This is a genomic window from Micromonospora thermarum (assembly GCF_012034245.1).
Lineage (GTDB): Bacteria > Actinomycetota > Actinomycetes > Mycobacteriales > Micromonosporaceae > Micromonospora > Micromonospora thermarum.
Genome location: NZ_JAATEO010000010.1, coordinates 172,094 through 193,195, shown reverse-complemented (window position 1 = coordinate 193,195; position 21,102 = coordinate 172,094). Strand labels below are relative to the sequence as shown.

At 73.6% G+C, this 21,102-nt stretch carries 17 protein-coding genes and 1 pseudogene; 10 read left to right on the top strand and 8 right to left on the bottom strand.

Features of this window, described 5'->3' with window-relative positions; all coding sequences use genetic code 11:
* Positions 1–324: 324 nt before the first annotated feature.
* Complete coding sequence (locus HCJ94_RS11935) at positions 325–1,119, bottom strand: Rv1486c family protein (protein ID WP_168001051.1); 795 nt, start codon at positions 1,117–1,119, stop codon at positions 325–327.
* A gap of 226 nt (positions 1,120–1,345) precedes the next feature.
* Here HCJ94_RS11935 and HCJ94_RS11930 point away from each other — a divergent pair, with 226 nt between their 5' ends.
* Complete coding sequence (locus HCJ94_RS11930) at positions 1,346–2,161, top strand: DUF3097 domain-containing protein (protein WP_168001050.1); 816 nt, start codon at positions 1,346–1,348, stop codon at positions 2,159–2,161.
* Positions 2,162–2,224: 63 nt separating this feature from the next.
* Here the strand turns inward: HCJ94_RS11930 and HCJ94_RS11925 are convergent, their stop codons facing one another.
* Complete coding sequence (locus HCJ94_RS11925; protein WP_168001049.1) at positions 2,225–3,532, bottom strand: serine hydrolase domain-containing protein; 1,308 nt, start codon at positions 3,530–3,532, stop codon at positions 2,225–2,227.
* Positions 3,533–3,617: 85 nt separating this feature from the next.
* On the opposite strand from HCJ94_RS11925, the gene HCJ94_RS11920 reads away from it, so the two are divergent.
* The 4 genes from HCJ94_RS11920 (at position 3,618) to HCJ94_RS11905 (ending at position 8,538) form a co-directional block, all read left to right on the top strand.
* Positions 3,618–4,085, top strand: coding sequence for an NfeD family protein (locus tag HCJ94_RS11920; protein WP_168001048.1), 468 nt, complete (start codon positions 3,618–3,620; stop codon positions 4,083–4,085).
* A gap of 4 nt (positions 4,086–4,089) precedes the next feature.
* Complete coding sequence (locus tag HCJ94_RS11915; protein ID WP_168001047.1) at positions 4,090–5,199, top strand: SPFH domain-containing protein; 1,110 nt, start codon at positions 4,090–4,092, stop codon at positions 5,197–5,199.
* Between the two features lie 144 nt (positions 5,200–5,343).
* Positions 5,344–6,153 carry a hypothetical protein gene (locus HCJ94_RS11910; RefSeq protein WP_373684262.1) on the top strand — a complete coding sequence of 270 codons (810 nt, stop codon included), beginning with the start codon at positions 5,344–5,346 and terminating at the stop codon, positions 6,151–6,153.
* A 183-nt stretch (positions 6,154–6,336) separates the two neighbouring features.
* Complete coding sequence (locus HCJ94_RS11905) at positions 6,337–8,538, top strand: transglycosylase domain-containing protein (protein ID WP_168001045.1); 2,202 nt, start codon at positions 6,337–6,339, stop codon at positions 8,536–8,538.
* 52 nt (positions 8,539–8,590) lie between these two features.
* Here HCJ94_RS11905 and HCJ94_RS11900 read toward each other — a convergent pair whose 3' ends face one another.
* On the bottom strand, positions 8,591–8,941 hold the full coding sequence (locus tag HCJ94_RS11900) for a hypothetical protein (RefSeq protein ID WP_168001044.1): 351 nt from the start codon (positions 8,939–8,941) through the stop codon (positions 8,591–8,593).
* 46 nt (positions 8,942–8,987) lie between these two features.
* On the opposite strand from HCJ94_RS11900, the pseudogene HCJ94_RS11895 reads away from it, so the two are divergent.
* Both HCJ94_RS11895 and HCJ94_RS11890 read left to right on the top strand, forming a co-directional pair.
* A pseudogene (locus tag HCJ94_RS11895) lies at positions 8,988–9,335 on the top strand (Scr1 family TA system antitoxin-like transcriptional regulator); the annotation flags it as partial.
* Positions 9,332–9,514, top strand: a complete 183-nt coding sequence (locus HCJ94_RS11890; protein ID WP_168001066.1) for a DUF397 domain-containing protein — start codon at positions 9,332–9,334, stop codon at positions 9,512–9,514. The pseudogene HCJ94_RS11895 and the gene HCJ94_RS11890, both read left to right, overlap by 4 nt.
* Before the next feature lie 10 nt (positions 9,515–9,524).
* On the opposite strand, the gene HCJ94_RS11885 is transcribed toward HCJ94_RS11890, so the two are convergent.
* Positions 9,525–11,366: a thiamine pyrophosphate-requiring protein gene (locus HCJ94_RS11885; RefSeq protein ID WP_168001065.1), complete on the bottom strand. Its 1,842-nt coding sequence runs from the start codon at positions 11,364–11,366 to the stop codon at positions 9,525–9,527.
* A gap of 127 nt (positions 11,367–11,493) precedes the next feature.
* Complete coding sequence (locus HCJ94_RS11880) at positions 11,494–12,891, bottom strand: endo-1,4-beta-xylanase (RefSeq protein WP_168001042.1); 1,398 nt, start codon at positions 12,889–12,891, stop codon at positions 11,494–11,496.
* 219 nt (positions 12,892–13,110) lie between these two features.
* Between HCJ94_RS11880 and HCJ94_RS11875 the strand changes: the two genes are divergently transcribed.
* Both HCJ94_RS11875 and HCJ94_RS11870 read left to right on the top strand, forming a co-directional pair.
* Positions 13,111–14,004: a TrmH family RNA methyltransferase gene (locus HCJ94_RS11875; RefSeq protein ID WP_373684261.1), complete on the top strand. Its 894-nt coding sequence runs from the start codon at positions 13,111–13,113 to the stop codon at positions 14,002–14,004.
* A gap of 142 nt (positions 14,005–14,146) precedes the next feature.
* Positions 14,147–16,066: a PucR family transcriptional regulator gene (locus HCJ94_RS11870; protein ID WP_168001040.1), complete on the top strand. Its 1,920-nt coding sequence runs from the start codon at positions 14,147–14,149 to the stop codon at positions 16,064–16,066.
* Positions 16,067–16,191: 125 nt separating this feature from the next.
* Here HCJ94_RS11870 and HCJ94_RS11865 read toward each other — a convergent pair whose 3' ends face one another.
* A complete protein-coding gene (locus HCJ94_RS11865; RefSeq protein WP_168001039.1) occupies positions 16,192–17,541 on the bottom strand; it encodes a MurL-like N-terminal domain-containing in 1,350 nt (449 codons plus the stop codon).
* A gap of 86 nt (positions 17,542–17,627) precedes the next feature.
* Here HCJ94_RS11865 and murD point away from each other — a divergent pair, with 86 nt between their 5' ends.
* On the top strand, positions 17,628–18,977 hold the full coding sequence (murD, locus tag HCJ94_RS11860; protein WP_168001038.1) for a UDP-N-acetylmuramoyl-L-alanine--D-glutamate ligase: 1,350 nt from the start codon (positions 17,628–17,630) through the stop codon (positions 18,975–18,977).
* A gap of 122 nt (positions 18,978–19,099) precedes the next feature.
* Here murD and HCJ94_RS11855 read toward each other — a convergent pair whose 3' ends face one another.
* Complete coding sequence (locus tag HCJ94_RS11855) at positions 19,100–19,690, bottom strand: hypothetical protein (RefSeq protein ID WP_168001037.1); 591 nt, start codon at positions 19,688–19,690, stop codon at positions 19,100–19,102.
* Between the two features lie 693 nt (positions 19,691–20,383).
* Positions 20,384–21,040: a class I SAM-dependent methyltransferase gene (locus tag HCJ94_RS11850; protein ID WP_168001036.1), complete on the bottom strand. Its 657-nt coding sequence runs from the start codon at positions 21,038–21,040 to the stop codon at positions 20,384–20,386.
* Between the last annotated feature and the right edge of the window lie 62 nt (positions 21,041–21,102).

Sequence of the window (21,102 nt, the reverse complement as noted above, 5' to 3'; positions counted from 1 at the left end):
GCCGGCCGTCCCGGCGCAGCCCTGGGGGGACGGACTGACCCCTCTCTCCCTTTGCTCTGCTTCAACGGACGCAACGGTCTTGTGCCGGAACCGGTGCGTGGGTTGAAGCAGAGCAAAGCGGCCGAAGGACGTGTCGCCCGGCCGGGAGGCGGCTCGACCGGAGTGAGCACGGCACGCCGGGCCGGCGCCGAGCGAGCATGGTGGGCCTGGCGGAGTGCCCGCGGCACGCCGGGCCGGCGCCGAGCGAGCACGGCACGCCGGGCTGGCGCTGAGCGAGCGCGGCACGCCGGGCCGGCGCGGCCGGACCGGTGGGGTCGGCGTGGGCTACGGGCGCAGGGGGGCGTTGCAGGCGGCGACCAGCGCCTGCCGGCAGGCGGTGGTCAGCGGACGCAGCGCGGCGTCGCGCTGCTGGGCCTCGTAGTTGTTGATCGCGCCGCCCGGCGCGGCGTGCCCGGCCAGGGCGAGCACCCGGTCCAGCACGGCGGCGCGGGCGAACAGCCGACGGGCGCGCGGGTCGAAACCGGGCGGCAGGTCGGTGGTGCGGTCGGGGCGGCGCAGCGCCTCCAGGGCCCCGGCCAGCTCGGGTCGCCACTGCGCCACGTCCAGCCGGGTCAGCGCCGCGGTGGTCTCGGCCAGCGCGGCGGCCAGCTCCGCCTCCGCCTCGGCGGCGCCGGGCAGCACGAGCGACGCCGCCGGGGCGTCGGCGGGCAGCGGGTAGACCCGCCACAGCACCGTCTCGAAGGTGTCCCCGGAGCCGGAGGTATGCGTGCGGACCTGCGGGATCAGGCCGAGCGCACCGGCCACCACCGCCTCGCCCGCGAGCAGCGCCGCACCGGCGAAGTCACCGGGCCCGGGCAGCCCGCGCGGGTCACCGGGGGCGGGCAGCACCAGGCGGATCTCGTCCGGCGAGAGCTTGGCGAGGGTGGGCAGGGCCTCGGGCAGCGGGACGTCGGTCCAGGTGCCGGGTGCGTCGGCGACCAGGTGCTCCTCGTCACCGGCGATGGCGTCGGCGACCTCGTCGAAGGGCACCAGCCCGGCGCGCCACGCGCGTACCCAGGCAACGAACCGGCTGGACCGGCGCGGCGCGATGGTGGCGGCGCCCGCTGCGGGGGTGGACATGCCGAAAGGGTACGTGCTGACGACCGCCCCTGTCTCGACTGCCGCCCGTGCCGTCGGTCTCCCGCGCCCCGCTCGTCCCACTCTCGCCGATCATGGAGTTCTGGTCCCTTCTTTGCGGTCTTCGTGGCGATTCGACCGGGCAGGAAGTGCAAGATCGGCGGCGAGGTGGACCGGGGGCGGCGTGGCGGGAGCCGGGACCCGGGCGCGGGTCGTTAGCGTGGTCGGCATGGTGGGGCGGTACGACCAGGACGTGTTGGCGGAGGACTGGCGGCGGCGGAAGGTCACCCCGGAGGTGGATGCCGAGCTTGATCTGGTGGTCGAGGATGCCGACTCGGGGTTCTGCGGGGCCGTCGTCGGGTTCGAGTCCGGGGCGGTGGTGCTGGAGGACCGGCACGGGCGGCGGCGCAACTTCCCGCTGCTGCCGGCGGCGTTCCTGCTCGACGGCCGTCCGGTGACGCTGCGCCGCCCGGCGCGCCCCGCCGTGCCGGCGGCCCGGCGGCGCACCGCCTCCGGTTCGATCGCCGTCGACGACGTCCGCGCCCAGGTCGCCAAGGCCAGCCGGATCTGGGTGGAGGGGATCCACGACGCCGCCCTCGTCGAGCGGATCTGGGGCGACGACCTGCGCGTCGAGGGCGTCGTGGTGGAGCCGCTGGACGGCATCGACGCCCTCGACGCCGAGGTCCGCGACTTCGCCCCCGGTCCCGGCCGGCGGCTTGGCGTCCTCGTCGACCACCTGGTGCCGAACTCCAAGGAGAGCCGGATCGTGGCCCGGGTGACCTCCCCGTACGTGTTGGTGACCGGGCACCCCTACGTCGACGTGTGGCAGGCGGTCAGGCCGGCGGCGCTGGGCATCGCGGCGTGGCCGGTGGTGCCACCGGGCCGGTCCTGGAAGGAGGGGGTCTGCGCCGCTCTCGGCGTGGCCGAGCCCGCCGACATGTGGCGGCACATCCTCTCCCGGGTGAACAGCTTCGCCGACGTCGAGACACCGCTGATCAACGCGATGGAGCGCCTGATCGACTTCGTCACCGAGCCGGAGGACTGAGCCGCCGCGTGGGACTGAGCCGCCGCGTGGGACGGCGGCGTCCGGCACGTCCGGGCGGCCGGCTCACGGCTCCTCGTCCGGGCTGCGGGTGAAGACGAACGTGGCGATGTCCAGCGCCACCGCCGTGCCGGCCCCGTCGCGCAGCACCGACAGGCCCTCGCCGTTCTCCGGCCCGGAGCGGCCCCGCCAGCGGTCCGGCCCCTCCGCGGCGAACCGGCTGACCCGCTCGCCGCGTACGGCGGCCACCAGCTCGCCCGCCTCCCAGGTGACGTCCATCGGCACGCCCATCCACCACCAGCGGCCCGCCAGCTCGGCCACCTCGTCCGGCGGCGGCGCGGCGGGTCGCCAGGGCGCCGGGGGCACCGGCTCGGCGTCCAGCACCAGGTCGAGCAGCCGCAGGGCGAGACCGCCGATGCCGCCGCTGCGGAAGCCGTACGAGTTGGCGAAGCCGACCACGGCGGTGCGGCTCGGCCGGTGCACCACGAGGGCGGCGACGTAGCCGGGCATCGAGCCGCCGTGGCCCACGTACACGCGGTCGCCGCGCCGGTGGAGCTCCAGGCCGAGACCGTGCCCGTCGGTCCACGACTCCAGGTCGCTGATCACCACCGGCGCGCACATCTCGGTCAGCGTCTCCGGCGCGAGCACGTCCGGGGTGGGGTCGGCGAGGAACGCCGCCCAGCGGGCCAGGTCCGTCACGGTGGACCAGAGCTGACCGGCGGGGGCCATCGCCCCGGTGTCCGTCCGCGGCTCCTCCCGAAGCGTGTCCGTCCAGGGATGGACCACGTAGCCGCGGGCGAACGGCTCGGTCGCGGCGTACGTGGTCCGGCGCATGCCGAGCGGCTCCAGGATCCGCTGCCGCAGCAGGTCGGCCCAGGCCGTGCCGCTGACCCGTTCGAGCACACCGCCCAGCAGCCCGTACGCCAGGTTCGAGTAGTGGTACCACCGGTGCGGCGGGTACGCGATCTTGTCGGCGTGCAGCCCGGCGAGCAGCGCCGACAGGTCCCCGCCCTCGGCCCGCTCCCACCACGATCCCACCGGCTCCCGCTGCAGGCCGCTCGCGTGGCCGAGCAGTTGTCGCAGGGTGAGCCCACCGACCGGGGTGCCCGGCAGGTGCCGGTCGAGCGGGTCGTCCAACGCCAGCCGGCCCGCGTCGCGCTCCTGGAGGACCAGGGTCGCCGTCATCGTCTTGCTGATCGAGCCCAGGCGGTACTGGAGGTCGGCGTCCGGGCGGGGGGTGTCGCCGGCGGTGGCGAGGTGAGCGAGCGCGCCGTCGCGGACCAGGCCGATCGCGAGCGACGGCGTACGGCCGGCGGACTGCGCCTCGGCGACCAGGGTGTCGATCCGGCGGGCGGTCTCGGGCAGCAGGGACACGGGCTCTCCTCGGGGCGCGGGTTGCCCGCAGCCTACTGATCATGACAGTTCGATGACACGTGCATTCGCGTGTCACGATCGTTGCGTGGACGCGGTGCTGTGGATCGTGCTCGGCGTGGTGCTCGCCATCGCCGAGATCTTCACGACGACACTTTTCCTGATCATGTTCGCGGTCGGCGCGTTCGCCGCCGCGGGCGCCGCGGCACTGGGTGCCCCTGTGGAGATCCAGGCGATCGTCTTCGCCGTGGTCTCGGCGCTGACCGTGCTGGGCGTCCGCCCGGCGCTGCGCCGGCGCTCCGGGCCCGGCGGCGGCGAGCAGCCGTTCGGCGTGGAGGCCATCGAGGGGTCCACCGCCCTCGTGCTGGAGCGGGTCGACACCGACCACGGCCTGGTCAAGATCGACGGCGAGTTGTGGCAGGCCCGCTCCTACGACGCGACACAGGTCTTCGCCCCGGGCGACCGGGTGCAGGTGATCCAGGTACGCGGCGCCACCGCCCTGGTGTGGCGGGACGACGTTTCTTCCCCCGGCGAGCTACCCGACGCGAAAAGGTGAGCATATGGAACTCGTGTTCCCGGTCCTGCTGATAGCCGTGGCGGTGATCGCGGTGGTGACCCTGGCGAAGTCGGTGCGCATCGTGCCGCAGCAGCGCCAGGACGTGGTGGAGCGGCTCGGCCGCTACAAGCGCACGTTGAACCCGGGGCTCAACCTGCTGGTGCCGTTCATCGACTCGGTGCGCACCAAGGTCGACATGCGGGAGCAGGTGGTCAGCTTCCCGCCGCAGCCGGTGATCACCTCGGACAACCTGGTCGTCTCGATCGACACGGTCCTCTACTTCAAGGTCGTCGACTCGGTCCGGGCGACGTACGAGATCTCGAACTTCCTCCAGGCCATCGAGCAGCTCACCGTCACCACGCTGCGGAACGTGATCGGCTCCCTCGACCTGGAGCGGGCGCTGACCAGCCGGGAGGAGATCAACCGGCACCTGTCCGGCGTGCTCGACGAGACCACCGGCCGGTGGGGCATCAAGGTCACCCGGGTGGAGATCAAGGCGATCGAGCCGCCGCCGAGCATCCGTGACTCGATGGAGAAGCAGATGCGCGCCGAGCGGGACCGTCGTGCCGCGATCCTCAACGCCGAGGGGCACAAGCAGTCGCAGATCCTGACCGCCGAGGGTGAGAAGCAGGCGGCGGTGCTGCGCGCCGACGGTGACCGGCAGGCGCGGATCCTCCAGGCGGAGGGCCAGGCCAAGGCGATCCGCACCGTCTTCGACGCGATCCACCAGGCGAACCCGAGCCAGAAGGTGCTCGCCTACCAGTACCTTCAAGCGCTGCCGCAGATCGCCAACGGCACCGCCAACAAGGTGTGGATCGTCCCGGCCGAGCTGACCAAGGCCCTCGAGGGCATGGGCGGCGCGTTGGGCGGCCTGAGCCAGATGGTCGGCGACGTCCCGACGCCGGAGGCCTCCGACGGCGCCAGCCAGGTCGAGCGGGAGGCCGCCGAGGCGGCGCAGGCCGCGGCCGCCGCCGCGCAGGAGATCCACGACGAGGTACGCGTCGCCGAGGCGCAGGCCACCGGCGGCAAGGGACCGCAGGGGCTGCCCGCGCCGGAGCCGGTCTCCCCGAGCAGCCTCCTCAGCGACCCCGCCGACCAGCGCGAACGGGGCTGACGCGGCAACCCCGGGTCAATAACGAGAACTCCTCATGGGGCGCTCCGGCGCCTGCCACCATCGGTCCTAGGACGGGCGGTGACCAGGCCTCGGGGCGCCCCGGCGTGTCCCGCACCGCTCGTGCAGGGAGCGAGGTCACGCATGATGGATCCGGCGAAGCGGTCACGGTCCTCGGCGGCGGTGCCCGGCGCGCACGACCCCGTCGGGCCGCTCGGCACCCGGCGTACCGGCGGCGGCTTCGGGGTGCTGCCGTTCGTCGGCGATCCACCGCCCGCTCCGCCGGCCACCAACGCCACCTGGGCCTGGTCGCTGCGACGGCTGGCCCGCGCGGCGGTGTGGCTGCTTCCCACGTACGCGATCCTCTACGGCCTCGTGTCGATGGCCAGCGACGGCGGGATCGGCAACGACCCGTATCCGGCCGACGGCCGTCCCCTCTACCTGGTGGGGTGGGTGGCCGCGGTGTGGCTCGGGTTGCTGGCGATCCTCGCCCTGACCGGCCTGCTCGCGGCGACCCGCAGCCGGCGCGGCGCGGTGACCGGCCTGCTGCTGAGCCTCGCCGGCACCGTGCTCATGCTGCCGTTCGCCGGCCTGGCGGAGGAGACGCCGGTCTTCGGCACCACCGCCCGCATGCTGGTGCTCGTCGGCGCGACGTTCTACAGCCTGGCGTGGTTGTCGATCGGCTGGGCGGTCGCCCGCTCCGGCATGTTCAGCATGGGGGACGGCACGATGCTGATGATCGCGGCGCCGCTGCTCGGCCTGGGCGGGTCGCTGATCGGCTCGTTGCAGACGTTTGGGGCGATCTTCGTGCTGATCGCCGGTATCGGCATCGGTTACCGTTCCGGCCGTCTGCTCCCGCGCGACATCATCCGCGACGCGACGAACGCCAGCGTCGCCACCTCCGCGCCCGCCCCCGGCACCACCGGAGGCCCCGGCGGGCCCCTGGCCGCCGGCTGACCCTCGGGCCTCAATCGCGTTGATCATGGAGTTGGCGGGCATGTTGATCTCCAAATCACCCGCCAACTCCATGATCGACCAGGTCAAGGCGGCTGGGAAGGTGCTGGTTACTCACCGTGAGGTTGCTGACAACCGCCCGCTGAGGGTGGTCGGTTGGCGGCTTTCGTGGCAATTCTGGGGACCATGGCCTCCCGTACGCCGCTGGCGCGGCTGTTCACCGTGGTGCTCGCCGGCGTACTCGCCGGTCTGGTCCTGGCGGTCGCGGCACTGCCGGGGAACCTGCTGGTCGGGTACGCCGCCCGCGCGGCGCTCGGGGGCTACTCGGCGCTGCCCGACGCGCTGCGCACCCCCGCCACGCCGCAACGCTCCTACCTCTACGCCAACGACGGCAAGACGCTGATCACGACGTTCTACGACGTCAACCGCACGGACGTGCCCCTAACCGACATCGCGCCGGTGATGCGGCAGGCCATCGTCGCGGCCGAGGACCGCCGCTTCTACAGCCACGACGGCGTCGACCTGCGGGGCATGGCCCGCGCCCTGGTCGCCAACGTCCGCGGCGGCGAGACCGCTCAGGGCGGCTCCACGCTGACCATGCAGTACGTCCGCAACGTCCTCAAGAACGATCCCGGCCGCACCGCCGAGGAGCGCGCCGCGGCCACCGAGCAGACCGTCGAGCGCAAGGTCCAGGAGATCCGGTACGCGAACGCGCTGGAGGACAGCCTCAGCAAGGACGAGATCCTCAACCGCTACCTGAACATCGCGTACTTCGGGTCCGGGGCGTACGGCATCGCGGCGGCCAGCCAGCGCTACTTCGCCAAGGCGCCGGCCGACCTGACCCTCACCGAGGCGGCCCTGCTCGCCGGGCTGGTGCAGTCGCCCGAGGCGTACAGCCCGATCGACGGCGACGCCGACGCGGCCCTCGCGCGGCGGTCGTACGTGCTCGACGCGATGGTCGCCACCGGCGCGATCACCGCCGACCAGGCCGCGGCGGCCAAGGCCGAGCAGCTCAAGCTCCGTCCCACCGCCCAGCCCAACGGCTGCACCGCCCCGGCCGGCGGGCACGACGACTGGGGCTTCTTCTGCGACTACCTGCGCCAGTGGTGGCTCGCCCAGCCGGCGTTCGGCGAGACCGTCGAGGAGCGGGAGCAGGCACTGCGCCGCGGCGGCTACACCGTCGTCACCTCGCTGGACCCGCAGGTCCAGGCCACCGCGCAGAAGCAGGCGACCGGCGTCTACGGGTACGACAACAAGCGCGCACTGCCGATCGCCGCCGTCGAGCCGGGCACCGGCCGCGTCCTCGCCATGGCAGTCAACCGGCACTACAGCCTGGACGCGAACCCGGACGGCCAGGCCAACCACCCCAACACGGTCAACCCGCTGATCTCCGGCGGCGGCAGCGTCGCCGGGTACCAGGCGGGATCGACGTTCAAGCTGTTCACCATGCTCGCCGCCCTGGAGGCCGGCAAGCCGCTGTCCACCGGCTTCGACGTCCCGAGCCGCCTGCCCACCCGGTACGCCGCCGAGGGCGAGGGCGCCTGCGACGGCCGGTGGTGCCCGGCCAACGCCAACCCGGAGTGGATGGACGGGTACCGGATGATGTGGGACGGCTTCGGCCGCTCGGTGAACACGTACTTCGTGTGGCTCGCCGAGCAGGTCGGGCCGGAGAAGGTGGTCGAGATGGCCCAGCGCCTCGGCATCACCTTCCGCGCCGACGCCGACGCCGCCTTCGCCGAGAACAACGCCGAGAACTGGGGCGCCTTCACCCTCGGCGTCGCCTCCACCACCCCGCTCGACCTGGCCAACGCGTACGCCACGGTGGCCGCCGAGGGTACGTACTGCAAGCCGCTGCCGGTGGTCTCGGTGACCGTGGCGGACGGCTCGACGGTGCCGGTCGAGCCGTCCTGCAAGCGGGTGCTCGACGCCGACATCGCCCGGGCCGCCACCGACGCGGCCCGCTGCCCGGTCGGCCAGCAGTCGCCGTTCGGCCAGTGCAACGGCGGCACGGCCTCCTCGGTGACCCGGATCCTCGACGGCCGTCCGGTCGCCGGCAAGACCGGTAGCTCCGAGGGCAACGCCACCGAGACGTTCGTCGGCTTCACCCCGCAGGTCGCGGTGGCCGGCATCGCCGCCAACCCGGACGACACGACCGACGCCGTCGGCGGCCCCGTCCAGGCGAAGGTGATCGACGCGGTGGCCCGGGTCATCGCCACGGCGGTGGCGGGCCGGCCGGAGAAGGCGTTCGCCGCGCCCAGCCCGGCGCTGGTCGGCGACCCGCGCCGCCCGGTCGAGCGTCCCGAGCCGGACGACCGCCGGCCGCAGCGCGACGACCGCACCGAGGACCCGCTGGAGGAATTCCGCCGCTGGCTCGACCGCCGCGGCTGAGGCCAACGGAAGGGCCTCTTGTCAACGCCTGGCGTTGCACAAGGGGCCCTTCCTAACATGTGCGGTGTCGCGTCGCGAGGTCGAGCAGGCGGCGGACCTGGTATGAGAGGACGCGACCCTGCCCGAGGGACAGCACGACCTCGGTGCCGGCGGCGCCGTCGACGACCGTGAGCGCCAGCGCCGGTTCCAGGCCCGGAGCGAGGCCCCGGGTGAGGGCCAGATCGGCGATGGCCGCCTCCGGCTGGCCGACGCTGATCGGCAGTTGAACTGACCGGTGCTGGCCACGGGTGGCGCAGCCGGCCCGGTCGCACCACGACGGGTGGCCCGGGTCAGCGCCGAGCCGGCCGGTGGGGTAGACGTGGACGTGTCCGCAGGGCCGGGTGATGTCGGGGGCGAGCGGCACCGGGTGTCCGTGGAGTCCGGCCCGGCCGATCTCGGCGAGGGCGCGGTCGGTGTGCGACGGCGCGGCCCTCCAACGGCCGCTCGACGGGCCGCCCGGCATGTTGGCGGCCCAGTTCGCGCACCTGGCCGCCTGCGCCGACCAACCACACATCCAGATCCAGGTGGTGCCCGCTGACACGCCCGTCTACCCGGGACTACAGGGTGGCTTCATCCTGGCCACTCTTCCGGACGGCTCGACGGTGGCGCACCTCGATCATCAGGTGCGGGCGCAGGTCGTCGCAGAATGCGAGGACATTGCTACGCTCCAGAAGACGTGGGAGTCGATTCACGGTCAGGCGTTGCCCTGCCGGCAGTCGCTCCACCTGCTCACGGAAGCGGCACAGCGATGGACGTGACCCGAGCGCTCTGGCGCACGTCGACCCGGTCCGGCACGAACGGCGGGTCCTGCGTGGAGGTTGCCGACAACCTGCCGGGTGTGGTGCTGGTGCGCGACTCCAAGGACCGCGACGGCGGGACGCTCAACTTCGAGCCGTACGCCTGGCGGGTCTTCCTCGCCGCGGTGAAGCGCGACTGACCGGCGGCGCTCAACCCCGGCGCGGCCGGTAGGCGGCGACCGTCGCGGGCAGGCCGCGGCGGAGGATGCCCGCCCAGTCGGTGTCGCCGCGCAGCATCGCCGCGGCGGTCTTGCGGGCCTGGTCGGCGGTGAAGTGCGGCGGCAGCATCAGCTCGGCCGGGTCCACCAGCGCGTTGACCACGGTCGGCCGGTCGGCGTTCAGCGCCCGCTCCCAGACCCCCGGGATCTGGTCGGGGGAGTCGACGAGTTCGCCGCCGAGTCCCAGCACCTCCGCCCACCGGTGGTAGCCGATGTCGGGCAGTTGCTGGCTGTCGGGGAACATCGGCGTGCCCTCGGTAGACCGCTGCTCCCAGCTGACGAACGCCAGGTCGCGGTTGTTGAGCACCAGGACGACGAAGCGCGGGTCGGACCAGCCGCGCCAGTACTTCGCCACGGTGATCAGCTCGTTGACGCCGTTCATCTGCATGGCGCCGTCGCCGATCAGCGCGACGAGGGGGCGGTCCGGGTGGGCGAACTTGGCGGCGAGGGCGTACGGCATGGCGCCGCCCATGGACAGCAGGGTGCCGGACAGGCTGGCCAGCATCCCCGGGCGGACCTGGACGTGGCGCGCGTACCACGCGGTCGCGGTGCCGCAGTCGACGGCCAGCATCACGTCGTCGGGGAGCCGGTCGCTCAGGGCGGCGAAGAGCAGTTGCGGGTTGACCGGGTCGGCGGCCTGCGCGGCGAGGTCGCGCTGCGCCTGCCGCCAGGACGACGTCTCCCGGGTGATCGTCTCCCGCCAGCCGGTCGGTGCGGGGCCCGGCCCCAGTTCCCGGAGCAGCGCGCGCAGGGTGGGGGCGGCGTCGCCGGTCAGGTTCACCTCGGTCGGGTAGCGCAGCCCCATCATCGTGCCGTCCCGGTCGATCTGCACCGCCCGCGCCTGCCCGGGCGGGGGATAGAACTCGGAGTACGGCATGTTGCTGCCGACGATGAGCAGCCGGTCGCAGTGGTTCATCAGGTGCCAGCTCGGGCGGGTGCCGAGCAGGCCGATCGCGCCGGTGACCCAGGGCTCGCGGTGGTCGACGGCGGCGAATCCCAGCAGGGCGGTCGCGACGCCCGCGCCGAGCCGGTGGGCGACCTCGCGTACCTCGGTCTCGGCGCCGAGCGCGCCCTGCCCGACGAGCATCGCCACCCGCTCGCCGCTGCCCAGCACCTCGGCGGCGCGGCGGACGTCGGTCTCCGGCGGCACGGTCGGGCCGGTGCTCGGCACGCTGCTGGTGTGGTAGTAGCCGTGCGCGTGCGGCGGGTCCGGCACCGCCGGCTTGTCCTGCACGTCGAGGGGGAGGACCAGGGCGGTGACGGTACGGCGGTCGAGCGCCGTCCGGCAGGCCCGGTCCACCAGGTGCCGGACCTGGGCGGGGTGGTCGACCTGCGCCAGGAACGCCGCGGCGACGTCCTTGTAGAGGGCGAGCAGGTCGACCTCCTGGTAGTAGCCGCCGCCCTCGGCGGTGAGTGCGGTGTGCCCGAGCAGCGCGACGACCGGCTGGTGGTCGAGTTTGGCGTCGTACAGGCCGTTGAGGACGTGGATCGCGCCGGGGCCGCTGGTCACCAGGACGCAGCCGAGGGGGCCGCCGCCGTACTTGACGTGCGCCGACGCCGCGAAGCCGGCGGTCTCCTCGTGCCGGACCTGGACGAAGTGCGCCTGCTCCCGGGTGCGTTGCAGGGCCGAGGTCATGCCGTTGATGCCGTCACCCGGGTAGCCGAAGTACCGGCGGACGCCCCAGCAGGCCATCCGCTGCACGATGTGGTCGGCGACCGTGGCGTCGCGGGGCAGGGGCCACGGCGCGGCCGGGAGGTACGTGTCGCCGTCCATGCTCACCTGATCGATCCCTCCGCTCACGGGTGCGGCGGGCGGATTCCCGGGGCAGAACGGACGAAACGCCACGAAAGGGTGGCGCCCGGTGCGGGGAGGGGGGAACCCGCACCGGGCGCCGTTCCGGTCAGCTCGCCGAGCAGGTCGGGGTCAGCCCGCCGGCGTTGCCATTGGCCTGGAACCCGAACTCGGTGGTCTGGCCGGCGCCCAGCCGGCCGTTGTAGCTCACGTTGCTGAACCGGACCGCCCCGCTGTTGGCGCTGGGCGTGGCGTTCCACGTGTTGACCAGCGAGACGCCGCCGGGCAGCGTCAGGTTGACCGCCCAGCCGTTGGTGCCGGACGAGCCCGCGGTCACCCGGACGGTGGCGACGAAGCCGCCGGTCCAGGTCTGCAGCGACACCGTCGCCGAGCAGCCGCCCGGGCCGGGCGGGGGCGTGCTGGGCGGCGGGGTCGACGGCGGCGGGGTGGTGCTGGGCGGCGGCGTGGCACCGCCGTTGAGGGCGTTCAGCACCGCGGTGTACGCGGGCTTCTTGTTGCCGCTGCCGTCGAAGAGCAGCGGGTTCTGCGACGAGCGCCACGAGTCGGTGTCCCGGATGCCCCAGACCGTGATGCCGTTGCACCGGGCGACGGCGAGGCAGTCCTCGACGACCCGGCGGTAGGTGTCCGCCGACGCCCCCTCGATGTCCAGTTCGGTGATCTGCACGTCGACGCCGAGTGCGGCGAAGCTGGACAGCGTGGTGCGGTAGTTGCTCGGGTACGGCGACTGGTTGTTGAAGTGGGACTGGAGGCCGACGCAGTCGATCGGCACGCCGCGCTGCTTGAAGTCCTGGACCATCCGGTAGACGGCCTGCGTCTTGGCGTGCGTCCAGTCGTCGGTGTTGTAGTCGTTGTAGCAGAGCTTCGCGTTCGGGTCCGCGGCCCGCGCGGCGCGGAACGCCGCCTCGATCCAGTCGTTGCCGGTGCGCTGGAGGTTCGAGTCCCGCCGGGCGCCGGTGGAGCCGTCGGCGAACGCCTCGTTCACCACGTCCCAGGAGTCGATCTTGCCGCGGTAGTAGGTGGCCACCTGGGTGACGTGGTTGAGCATCGCCTGGCGCAGGGCGGTGCCGGACATGTTCTGCATCCAGCCCGGCTGCTGGGAGTGCCACGCCAGGGTGTGGCCCCGCACCTTCATCCCGTTCGAGCGGGCGTGGTTGACGATGCGGTCGGCGTTGGTGAAGGTGAACTGCCCCTGCTGCGGCTCGGTCGCGTCGATCTTCATCTCGTTCTCGGGCGTGACCGAGTTGAACTCGCGGTTCAGGATGCCCACGTACGTGCTGTCGGAGAGTTTGTTCGCCGCGACCGCGGCACCGAAGTAGCGGCCCTTCTCGGCGGCGGACGCGCCGAGCGTCGTGCCGGCGCTGGCCGTCGGGGCGAGGGCGACGGTCGCGCCGACCAGGGTGCCCGTGACCGCGGCGGTCAGGGCGAGGAGTCGGGCCGCGCGGGACCGGCTCGGTCGGTCCGCACGGGGGACCGGAGGGTTGCTCATGTCGAAATGCCTTCCGGGAGATCGGATGGTGGGGTGCGGGTGCTCTGCCGGCGCTGCCCATCCGCGCCGCGCGACCCGCGCAGGCCGCCCGGGTGCCTGCGAGAATTCCGGTGGAGTGCCCATCCGCGCGGATCGATGCTAACGGAATGTTTCCGGAAAGCTCAACCGCTGATGTCCGGGTGGTGTCGGCCGGCTGAGGCGCTCAACCTGATCGACGCCGTGCCGACCACTCGGGGCGTTCCGGTAACCGGCCGGTGGGCGGCGTCCGTCGGGGGTCGGCGGGCCGTCCGGCAGAATCGTCGGGTGCCCGTCCACCTCATCACCGACCCCGACGACGAGCGGATCGCCGACTACCGCGCCCTCACCGACGTGGAGCTGCGGACCCGCTGGGAACCACCGCACGGCCTGTTCATCGCCGAGGGCGAACTGGTGCTCCGCCGCGCGCTGCGCGCGGGCTACCCGGTCCGGTCGTACCTGGTGGACGCCAAGCGGGTCGACCAGCTCGCCGACCTGGACACCGGGGACGCGCCGATCTACGCCGCGACGCCGGACGTCCTGCAACAGGCGACCGGCTTCCACGTCCACCGGGGAGTGCTGGCCTCGTTCCGGCGTCGACCGCAGCCGCCGGCGGCCGAGGTGCTCGCCGCCGCGCGCCGCGTGGTGATCCTGGAGGACGTCAACAACCACACCAACCTGGGCGCGATCTTCCGGGCTGTCGCGGGTCTCGGTGTCGACGCGGTCCTGCTCTCGCCGACCTGCGCCGACCCGCTCTACCGGCGCAGCGTCCGGGTCAGCATGGGCGAGGTGTTCGCCGTCCCGTACGCCAAGCTCGACCCCTGGCCGGACGCGCTCGCCGAGGTCCGCGCGGCCGGCTTCACCGTGCTCGCGATGACCCCCGCCCCGGACGCGGTGCCGATCCAGCACCTCGACGCCGGCCAGCGGGCCCGGGCGGCCCTGCTGCTCGGCGCGGAGGGCGCCGGCCTGACCCGGGCGGCCATGGACGCCAGCGACGTCCGCGTGGTGATCCCGATGCGGCGCGGCGTGGACTCGCTCAACGTCGCCGCCGCCACCGCCGTCGCCTGCTGGGAACTCGGCCGCGACGACCCGCTCTGACCGGGTGCCGACTCCGGAGCGTGCGCTCCCGGTGACGAGGACGTGGCTCTTCGCCGCGCCGGACGGCCGCTCCTGCAGGAACGTGCCGACGGACGCCGCCGGGGGGTGAGCGTTCGAGGTCACGCACGGTAGCGTGTCGGCCGTGTTCCCTACCGTCCGTGAGGTGCTCGCGCTGGAGCCGCTGCGACACGGCGCACCGCGCCTGGTTGCGGGCGACGCCGGGCTGGACCGGCCGGTCCGCTGGGTGCACGTGGCGGAGGTGCCCGACATCGCCACCCTGCTCGGCGGCGGGGAACTGGTGCTGACCACCGGCATCGGGCTGCCGGCCGACGACGCCGGGCTGCGGGCGTTCATCGCCGACCTGGCCGACGTCGGGGTGTCCGGGCTGGTCGTGGAGCTGGGCCGCCGGTACGTGAGCGGGGTGCCCCGGGTAATGGCGGCCGCCGCCGAGCGGCGCGGGCTGCCCCTGGTCGAGCTGCGGCGTGCCACCCCGTTCGTGCGGATCACCGAGGCCGTGCACGCGCTGATCGTCGACGCGCAGCTCACCGAGCTGCGGGCCACCGAGGAGATCCACCAGCGCTTCACCGAGCTGTCCGTGGAGGGCGCCGGCCCGGGCGAGGTCGTCCGGCAGGCCGCCGAGCTGTCCGGGTGCCCGGTGGTGTTGGAGAACCTGTCCCGGCAGGTGCTCGCGTACGACCCGGCGGGGGAGAGCGCCGAGCTGCTGCTCGACGGCTGGGAGCAGCACTCCCGGCGGATCCGGCCGGCCGGGCGGACCGCGTACGACACGGACAGCGGCTGGCTGGTGACCATGGTCGGGGCCCGTGGGCAGGATTGGGGGCGGCTGCTGCTGCGCTGGCCCGGCGACGGCGAGCTGACCACCCGTGGCCCGCGCCGGCCGTCCGAGTCCGGGCGGGACGTACCCGCCGGCGGGGCCCGGCCCGGCGAGCCGGCGGCGGGCCCGCGTACCCCCGACAGCCCGCCGACCCGGCTGACCATCCTGGTGGAGCGGGCGGCGTCGACCCTGGCGTTGGGGCGGCTCATCCGCCGCGACGCCGAAGGCCTGGAGCGGCAGCTGCACCGCACCCTGCTCACCGCCCTGCTCGACCATTCCCGGCCGGTGGACGAGGTGGCGCTGCGGGCGCGGGCTCTCGGCGTGGTGCTGGAACGGCGGCACCTGGTGGGCGTGGTCGTCCGGTACCGGTCCGACGACCCGGCCAGCGAGGGTGGCCACGAACCGGCCGGCGAACCTGGCCCCGCCCCGGGCGGGCCGGAGGCCGGGCCGGCCCGGCTGCGGGACCTCGCCGAGGCGGTGGGGCACGCCGTCCGCGAGGCGAAGCTGACGGCGCTGACCAGCGCCCTCGACGACCAGGCCGTGGGGGCGCTGCTCGCCCTGCCGGACGCGGCGGCCGAGGATCGGGCGCTCGCCGCCTTCGCCGCCGCCCTGCGCCGCACCCGCCCGGACGCGCACGTGCCCCGGCCGGCCGAGCCGTCCCGCGCCGCGCCCTGTCCCGACGAGGAGACCCGTGGCGGCGGTGTGCCGGCACCCCGTGAGGCGTCGGGCGTAGGGGGCGTGCCGCGGGCCGGTGGGGCGCCCGTGCGGCCGGTGCCGCCCGCCGCCGTCGTCATCGCCGCCGGCTCGGGCGTCGGCAGCCTTCGGGAGGCGCGGCGGTCGCTGGTCGAGGCGCGCCAGATCGCCGACGCCGCCCGGCGCGACCGCCGGGACCTGCCGATCTTCCGGCTCCCGAACGTGGGCCTCGCCGGCCTGCTGCACCTGCTGCGGGACGAGCCACGGATGCAGACGTTCGTCGAGCGTGAGCTGGGAGCCCTGCTCGCGTACGACGCCCAGCACCCCCGGGAGCAGTTGCTCGGCACGCTGCGCGCGTACCTGGAGCAGGGCCGCAACAAGTCGGCGGGCGCGGCGGCCGCGCACCTGTCCCGCCCGGCGTTCTACGAGCGCCTCGCCCGGATCGGCCGCATCCTCGACGTCGACCTGGACTCGGTCGACGCCTGCCTCTCCCTGCACGTGGCCCTGCTGGCCCTGGACGCCATCCGCACCCCGTAACCGTCCCGCCCCGCGCGTCCGCCCCCGCGCCCCACCCTCGGCCTGTTGATCATGAGGTTAGCGGGTCGGTTCGTCCCGATTCGGACCCGCTAACCTCATGATCAACCCGTGCGGGCCGGGGTGGGTCAGGACAGGGAGTCCAGGGTTTTCGCGTAGACCGTCGGGGCGAAGGTGGGGCCGCCGGGGGTGAGGACGTCCGACGAGGCCGCTGCCTGCCAGGCTGTTTCGGGGACGGCGTCGACCAGGGCGCGGACGACCGGGGCGTCGCGCCACTGGTCCTGCTCGGCGAGCAGGCTGAGCGCCACCACCGACTCCTCGACCTCGCCGACGCACTCGAACGGCTTGTGCCCGTCCACGCCGAGCAGTTCCCGGTAACCCGGCAGCTGCGCCGGATCGGCGAGCAGGTCACCGCCGAAGATGTGCGTGATCCGCTCGCGCGGCATGAACGGCGCCAGGGCGAGGAAGACGAACCGGCACTTCGGGCAGTTCCGGCACCAGCGCTCGCTCGCGCCGCGCAGCTTGAACGCCGCGTTGCAACTGGTCACCACGTCGTCGTACCGGTCGATCGACGCGAACAGCCGCGCGATGTGCAGCTCCGACAACTGGCGCAGCAGGGAGAAGTACGGGTCGGTGAGCCCGGCGTGCTCGGCGAGCGCCGCCCGCAGCAGCCCCTCCGCCTCGACGCCCTTGGACCACTGGTGGTTGATCTCGTGCCCGTCCCAGACCAGGTTCGGGTCCGACGCCGAGCGCTCGTTGGACATCACCACGGGGCCGAGGCCGTTCAGCACCGCCGTCGCGACCGCGATCAGCGAGTTGATCGCGGTGACCGGGATGTGGCCGTTGAGCGCGCCGGCCTCGTTCAGGTCGAACAGCACCGGGTCGATCCGCCGCCGCGCGGCCAGCGCCGGCAGCCCGGACGCCGCGTTCACCGACTCGATCACGCGGTTGGGGTTGACCGAGAAGGGCACCGGGTCGAAACCACCCCGGCGCAGCGCCTCCAGGCTGACGATCGAGTCCTTGCCGCCGCCGACCGCCGACAGCGGCCGCCGGCCGTAGGTGTCGTACCCGACGGCCGGGGCCACCTCACCGGCGGGTACCTCGGGACGCAGCTCCAGCACGTGCGGCAGCGCGTTGCGGTACGCGTACTCCCCGAGGCCCTTGGAGTAGACGGCCGTGACCAGATCCACGGCGGCCGACCCCAGCGGCGCCGGCAGCACCAGCCGGCGCGGCGCGGCCGTCTTGTAGTAGCTGACGCCCGCCACCACGTGCAGCAGCTCCAGGACGCGGCCCAGGGTCGCGACCGTCTCGTCCGACGGGGGCGCGTCGGGCAGCGGCAGGGTGACCACCTCGGTGAACCGCTGCTCGCCGTCGGGGCCGGTCAGGGCGTAGTCGAACAACACCTCCCCGGTGGAGAGGTCGATCGAGTAGGACGGGAAGGTGAAGGCGTCCATCCGCCGTAGCTGCTCGTTGGGCACACGCCATACTAGGCCCTGGTTCGTCCGCCGTGCCCGAGTGCGCCGGACCTCGCCCGCCGACGTCGCCGACATCCCGAGGAGAGCCCGTGCGCCTGTCTGACCTGCGCGGACGCAAAGTCGCCGTCTGGGGCACCGGTCGTGAGGGCCGCGCCGCCGTGACCGCGATCGCCGCGCACGGCCCGGCGGACCTGGTCGCGGTCGACGACAGCCGCTCCTTCCTCAGCCTTCCCTGGGACGGGCCGCTCGCCGAGGCGGCGCCGCTGGTCACCGGCGAGGCGGGCTTCGACCGGCTGGCCGCCGCGGACGTCGTGGTCCGCTCGCCCGGAGTGCCGAACACCCACCCGTGGCTGGTCGAGCTGCGCCGGCGCGGTGTGCCGGTGACCCAGGGCACGGCCCTGTGGATGGCCGACCACGCCGCGCGCACCGTCGGCGTCACCGGGAGCAAGGGCAAGAGCACCACGTCCAGCCTGATCAGCCACCTGCTCACCGCGGTGGAGCGGCCCAACGTCTTCGGCGGCAACATCGGCGTGCCGACCCTGGACCTGCCGGAGGCCGAGCTGTACGTGCTGGAGCTGTCCAGCTACCAGTGCAGCGACCTGGCCGACTCGCCCCGGGTCGCCGTGGTGACCGCGCTGTTCCCCGAGCACCTGGACGCGCACGGCGGCGAGCGGGAGTACTACCGCGACAAGCTCAACCTGCTGGCGCACGGGCCGGAGGCGATCGTCGTCAACGGCGCGGACGCGCGACTCGCCGCCGAACTCGGCGACCGGCCCGCCGTACGCGCCGGCACCCCGGACACCACCCACGTGGCGGCCGGCCCGGACGGCACGCCCTGGTTCCACCTCGGCGACCAGCCGCTCTTCCCGCGGGCCGTGCTGCCGCTGGTCGGCCGGCACAACGAGGGCAACCTGTGCGTGGCGCTCGCCGTCCTCGACGCGCTCGGCGTCGACGTGGTCGCCCGCCGGGACACGCTCGCGGTGGCGGTCGCCGAGTTCCAGGGCCTCGCCCACCGGCTCACCGAGATCGTCGACCCGTCCGGGCTCACGTTCGTCGACGACACGCTCGCCACCAGCCCGTACGCGGCCATGCACGCGATCGACGCGTACGACGGGCGCCCGCTCACCGTCATCGTCGGCGGCACCGACCGCGGGCTGGACTACACCCCGCTGCGCGAGCACCTCGCCGAGCGGGAGATCACCGTCATCGGCGTCCCGGACAGCGGCCCGCGCATCGTGACGGCGCTCGACGGGCTGCCCAAGGTGCGCTGCGAGGTCGTCGACGACCTGGTCGACGCCGTACGGCTGGCCCGGGACATCACGCCGGTCGGCGGGGTGGTGCTGCTGTCGCCGGCCGCGCCGAGCTACGGGCGGTTCCGCAACTTCGAGCACCGCTCCGAGGTGTTCGCCCAGGCGGTCCGCGACACCGCCGCCCGCTGACCGGCCCGGACGCCGGGCGTCACGACACGTCCAGCGCGGCGTGCGCAGACACCGCTGGCCGGCACCCGGGATCCGGGTGCCGGCCAGCGGCTTGTTCCCCCTCTGAGGAAAGTCATCAGTTGTCAGCTGTTCCAGTGCTCGGCGACGAGGTCGGCGGCCTGGGTTTCCCACTGGGCGTAGTGGAAGGGGTAGGCCGACACCTGCACGGTCTGGGCGGCCTCGGTCAGCGGCATGTCCTGCCAGCCGTCGACCTGCTTGAGACCCTTCAGGAACGCCATCGTGCTGTACTCGGGGTCGGTGATCTGCTCGACCGTGCCCCACCCGCTGGAGGGACGCTGCTGGAACAGGCCCTGCGAGTCGTGGTCGTTGCGCTCACCCAGGTGACCCAGGTTCACCAACTTCGACTCCTGCAACGCCGTCGCGATCGCCACCACCGCGGCCCGCTCGTCCATGCCGGCCTTCTTCGTCGCCGCGATGATCGCCTTCACATTCGCGACCTGCTCGTCGTCCAGATCGATCCGCGACTGCTCGCCCTGCACACCGTGCGGGATCAGCGTGCCCTTGTCCACCTTGTCCGCGAGGACGGTGACCGCGACCGGCTTCGACTCCACCGACGGGGCGGCCTGCGCGGTAGCCGGGCCGGCGACCACACCGGAGGCGAAGGCCAGACCAGCGATACCGAGAACACCCTTACGCAGCAGCTTCGAGTTCATGACAAGCTCCATTCGGGGGAAAGACGCCACCACCCGAGGGGGATCGGGTTGGGGGCGCAAGCACCGTCCGGCGCTCAAAGACTTGGGGGATCCCGTCGAGGTCCAGGGGGTGGACCGGTCCGACAGGAATGGATCAGGAACCGGCGACCGGGGGATTCAGAGCCCCATCCCTCGGCGGAGGTGGACGGCTCTTGGTGCCGGGTCCAGATGTAACGACCGCCGGCTCGCCATCATTCCGGCCGGCCCGGGGCCCGCATCCACCGCTCGGGTGGGTGGCCCTGCTCGATCGTCCAGGTGATGTAACGACCCCGCCCCCGCCACGATTCCACCCCCAGGATGCCGCCGATCACACCCCCAAACCGGACAGCTCACCCGAGACGGCACAGCCGAGCCCGACAAACCCCCCAGCACGCGCATTCGGCGCACCGAGGTCTCCGGAACAATTTGGCCCCTTCAGGGGCCATTTCCCTCCACCATCTCGCTCGGATACGGGTCTGAGCCCGGCGCACGGCAGGTGGCCGACCAGGTCAGGGGTGTGGCCCGCCGTGACCGGGCAGGGATCAAGCCTGACCGCCCGGAGCCGGGCACGGCGGGCCACACCCCTCAACCGCAACCACAAACCACACCCGGCGCCGACGGAGACGCACGCCCCCACGGCACCCCCCATGAGCGGAGCCGCGGCTGAGCGGCCGATCAGGCGGGTCGGTGGAACTCGGCGCGCCAGCGGCGTACGCCGGAGGGGTCTTCGAAATCCTCGACCTGCACAGCGGTCAGGCCGCCCGCGGCGAACGCGTCGATCTCGGCCCGCGTCAGCGGCCACGGCGGGCCGGCCGGCGGATCCTGGTCCTCGGCAAGGCCGGCGGCGATCACGAGCAGGGTGCCGTCCGGGGCGACCAGGTCGCCGACGGCGCGGATCGCGGCCGCCCGGATCTCGTGTGGCAGCGCCTGCACGGTCATGCTCTCCACCACCAGGTCGTACCCGTGCCGCCAGTCCGTGGGAGGGGTGAGCAGGTCGGCGCTGCGGTAGTCGACCGGCGAGCCGGGGTGCCGCCGGCGGGCCGCCTCGACGGCGGTGGGGGAGATGTCGAAGCCGACGGTGCGGTAGCCGAGGGTGGCGAGGTGCTCCGCGTCGCGGCCGTAGCCGCAGCCGACCACGACGGCCCGGCCGCCCGGGGACGGTCGGTGCCGGCTGGTCCAGTCGACCAGCAGCCCGTGCGGCGCGTCCCGGTCCCAGGGGACGACGGCGTCGCCGCGCGCCGCCTCGGTGTACAGCCGGTCGAACCAGCCGGTCGGGTCGCCGGCGGCGAGGGATTCCGCTGACAACCGGTCCGCCGCGTCCTCCTGCGCCACGGTGGCACCCCCGCGTGATCCGGCACCCCGGTCGGGGCGCGACCGCCGTCAGGGTAGCGGGA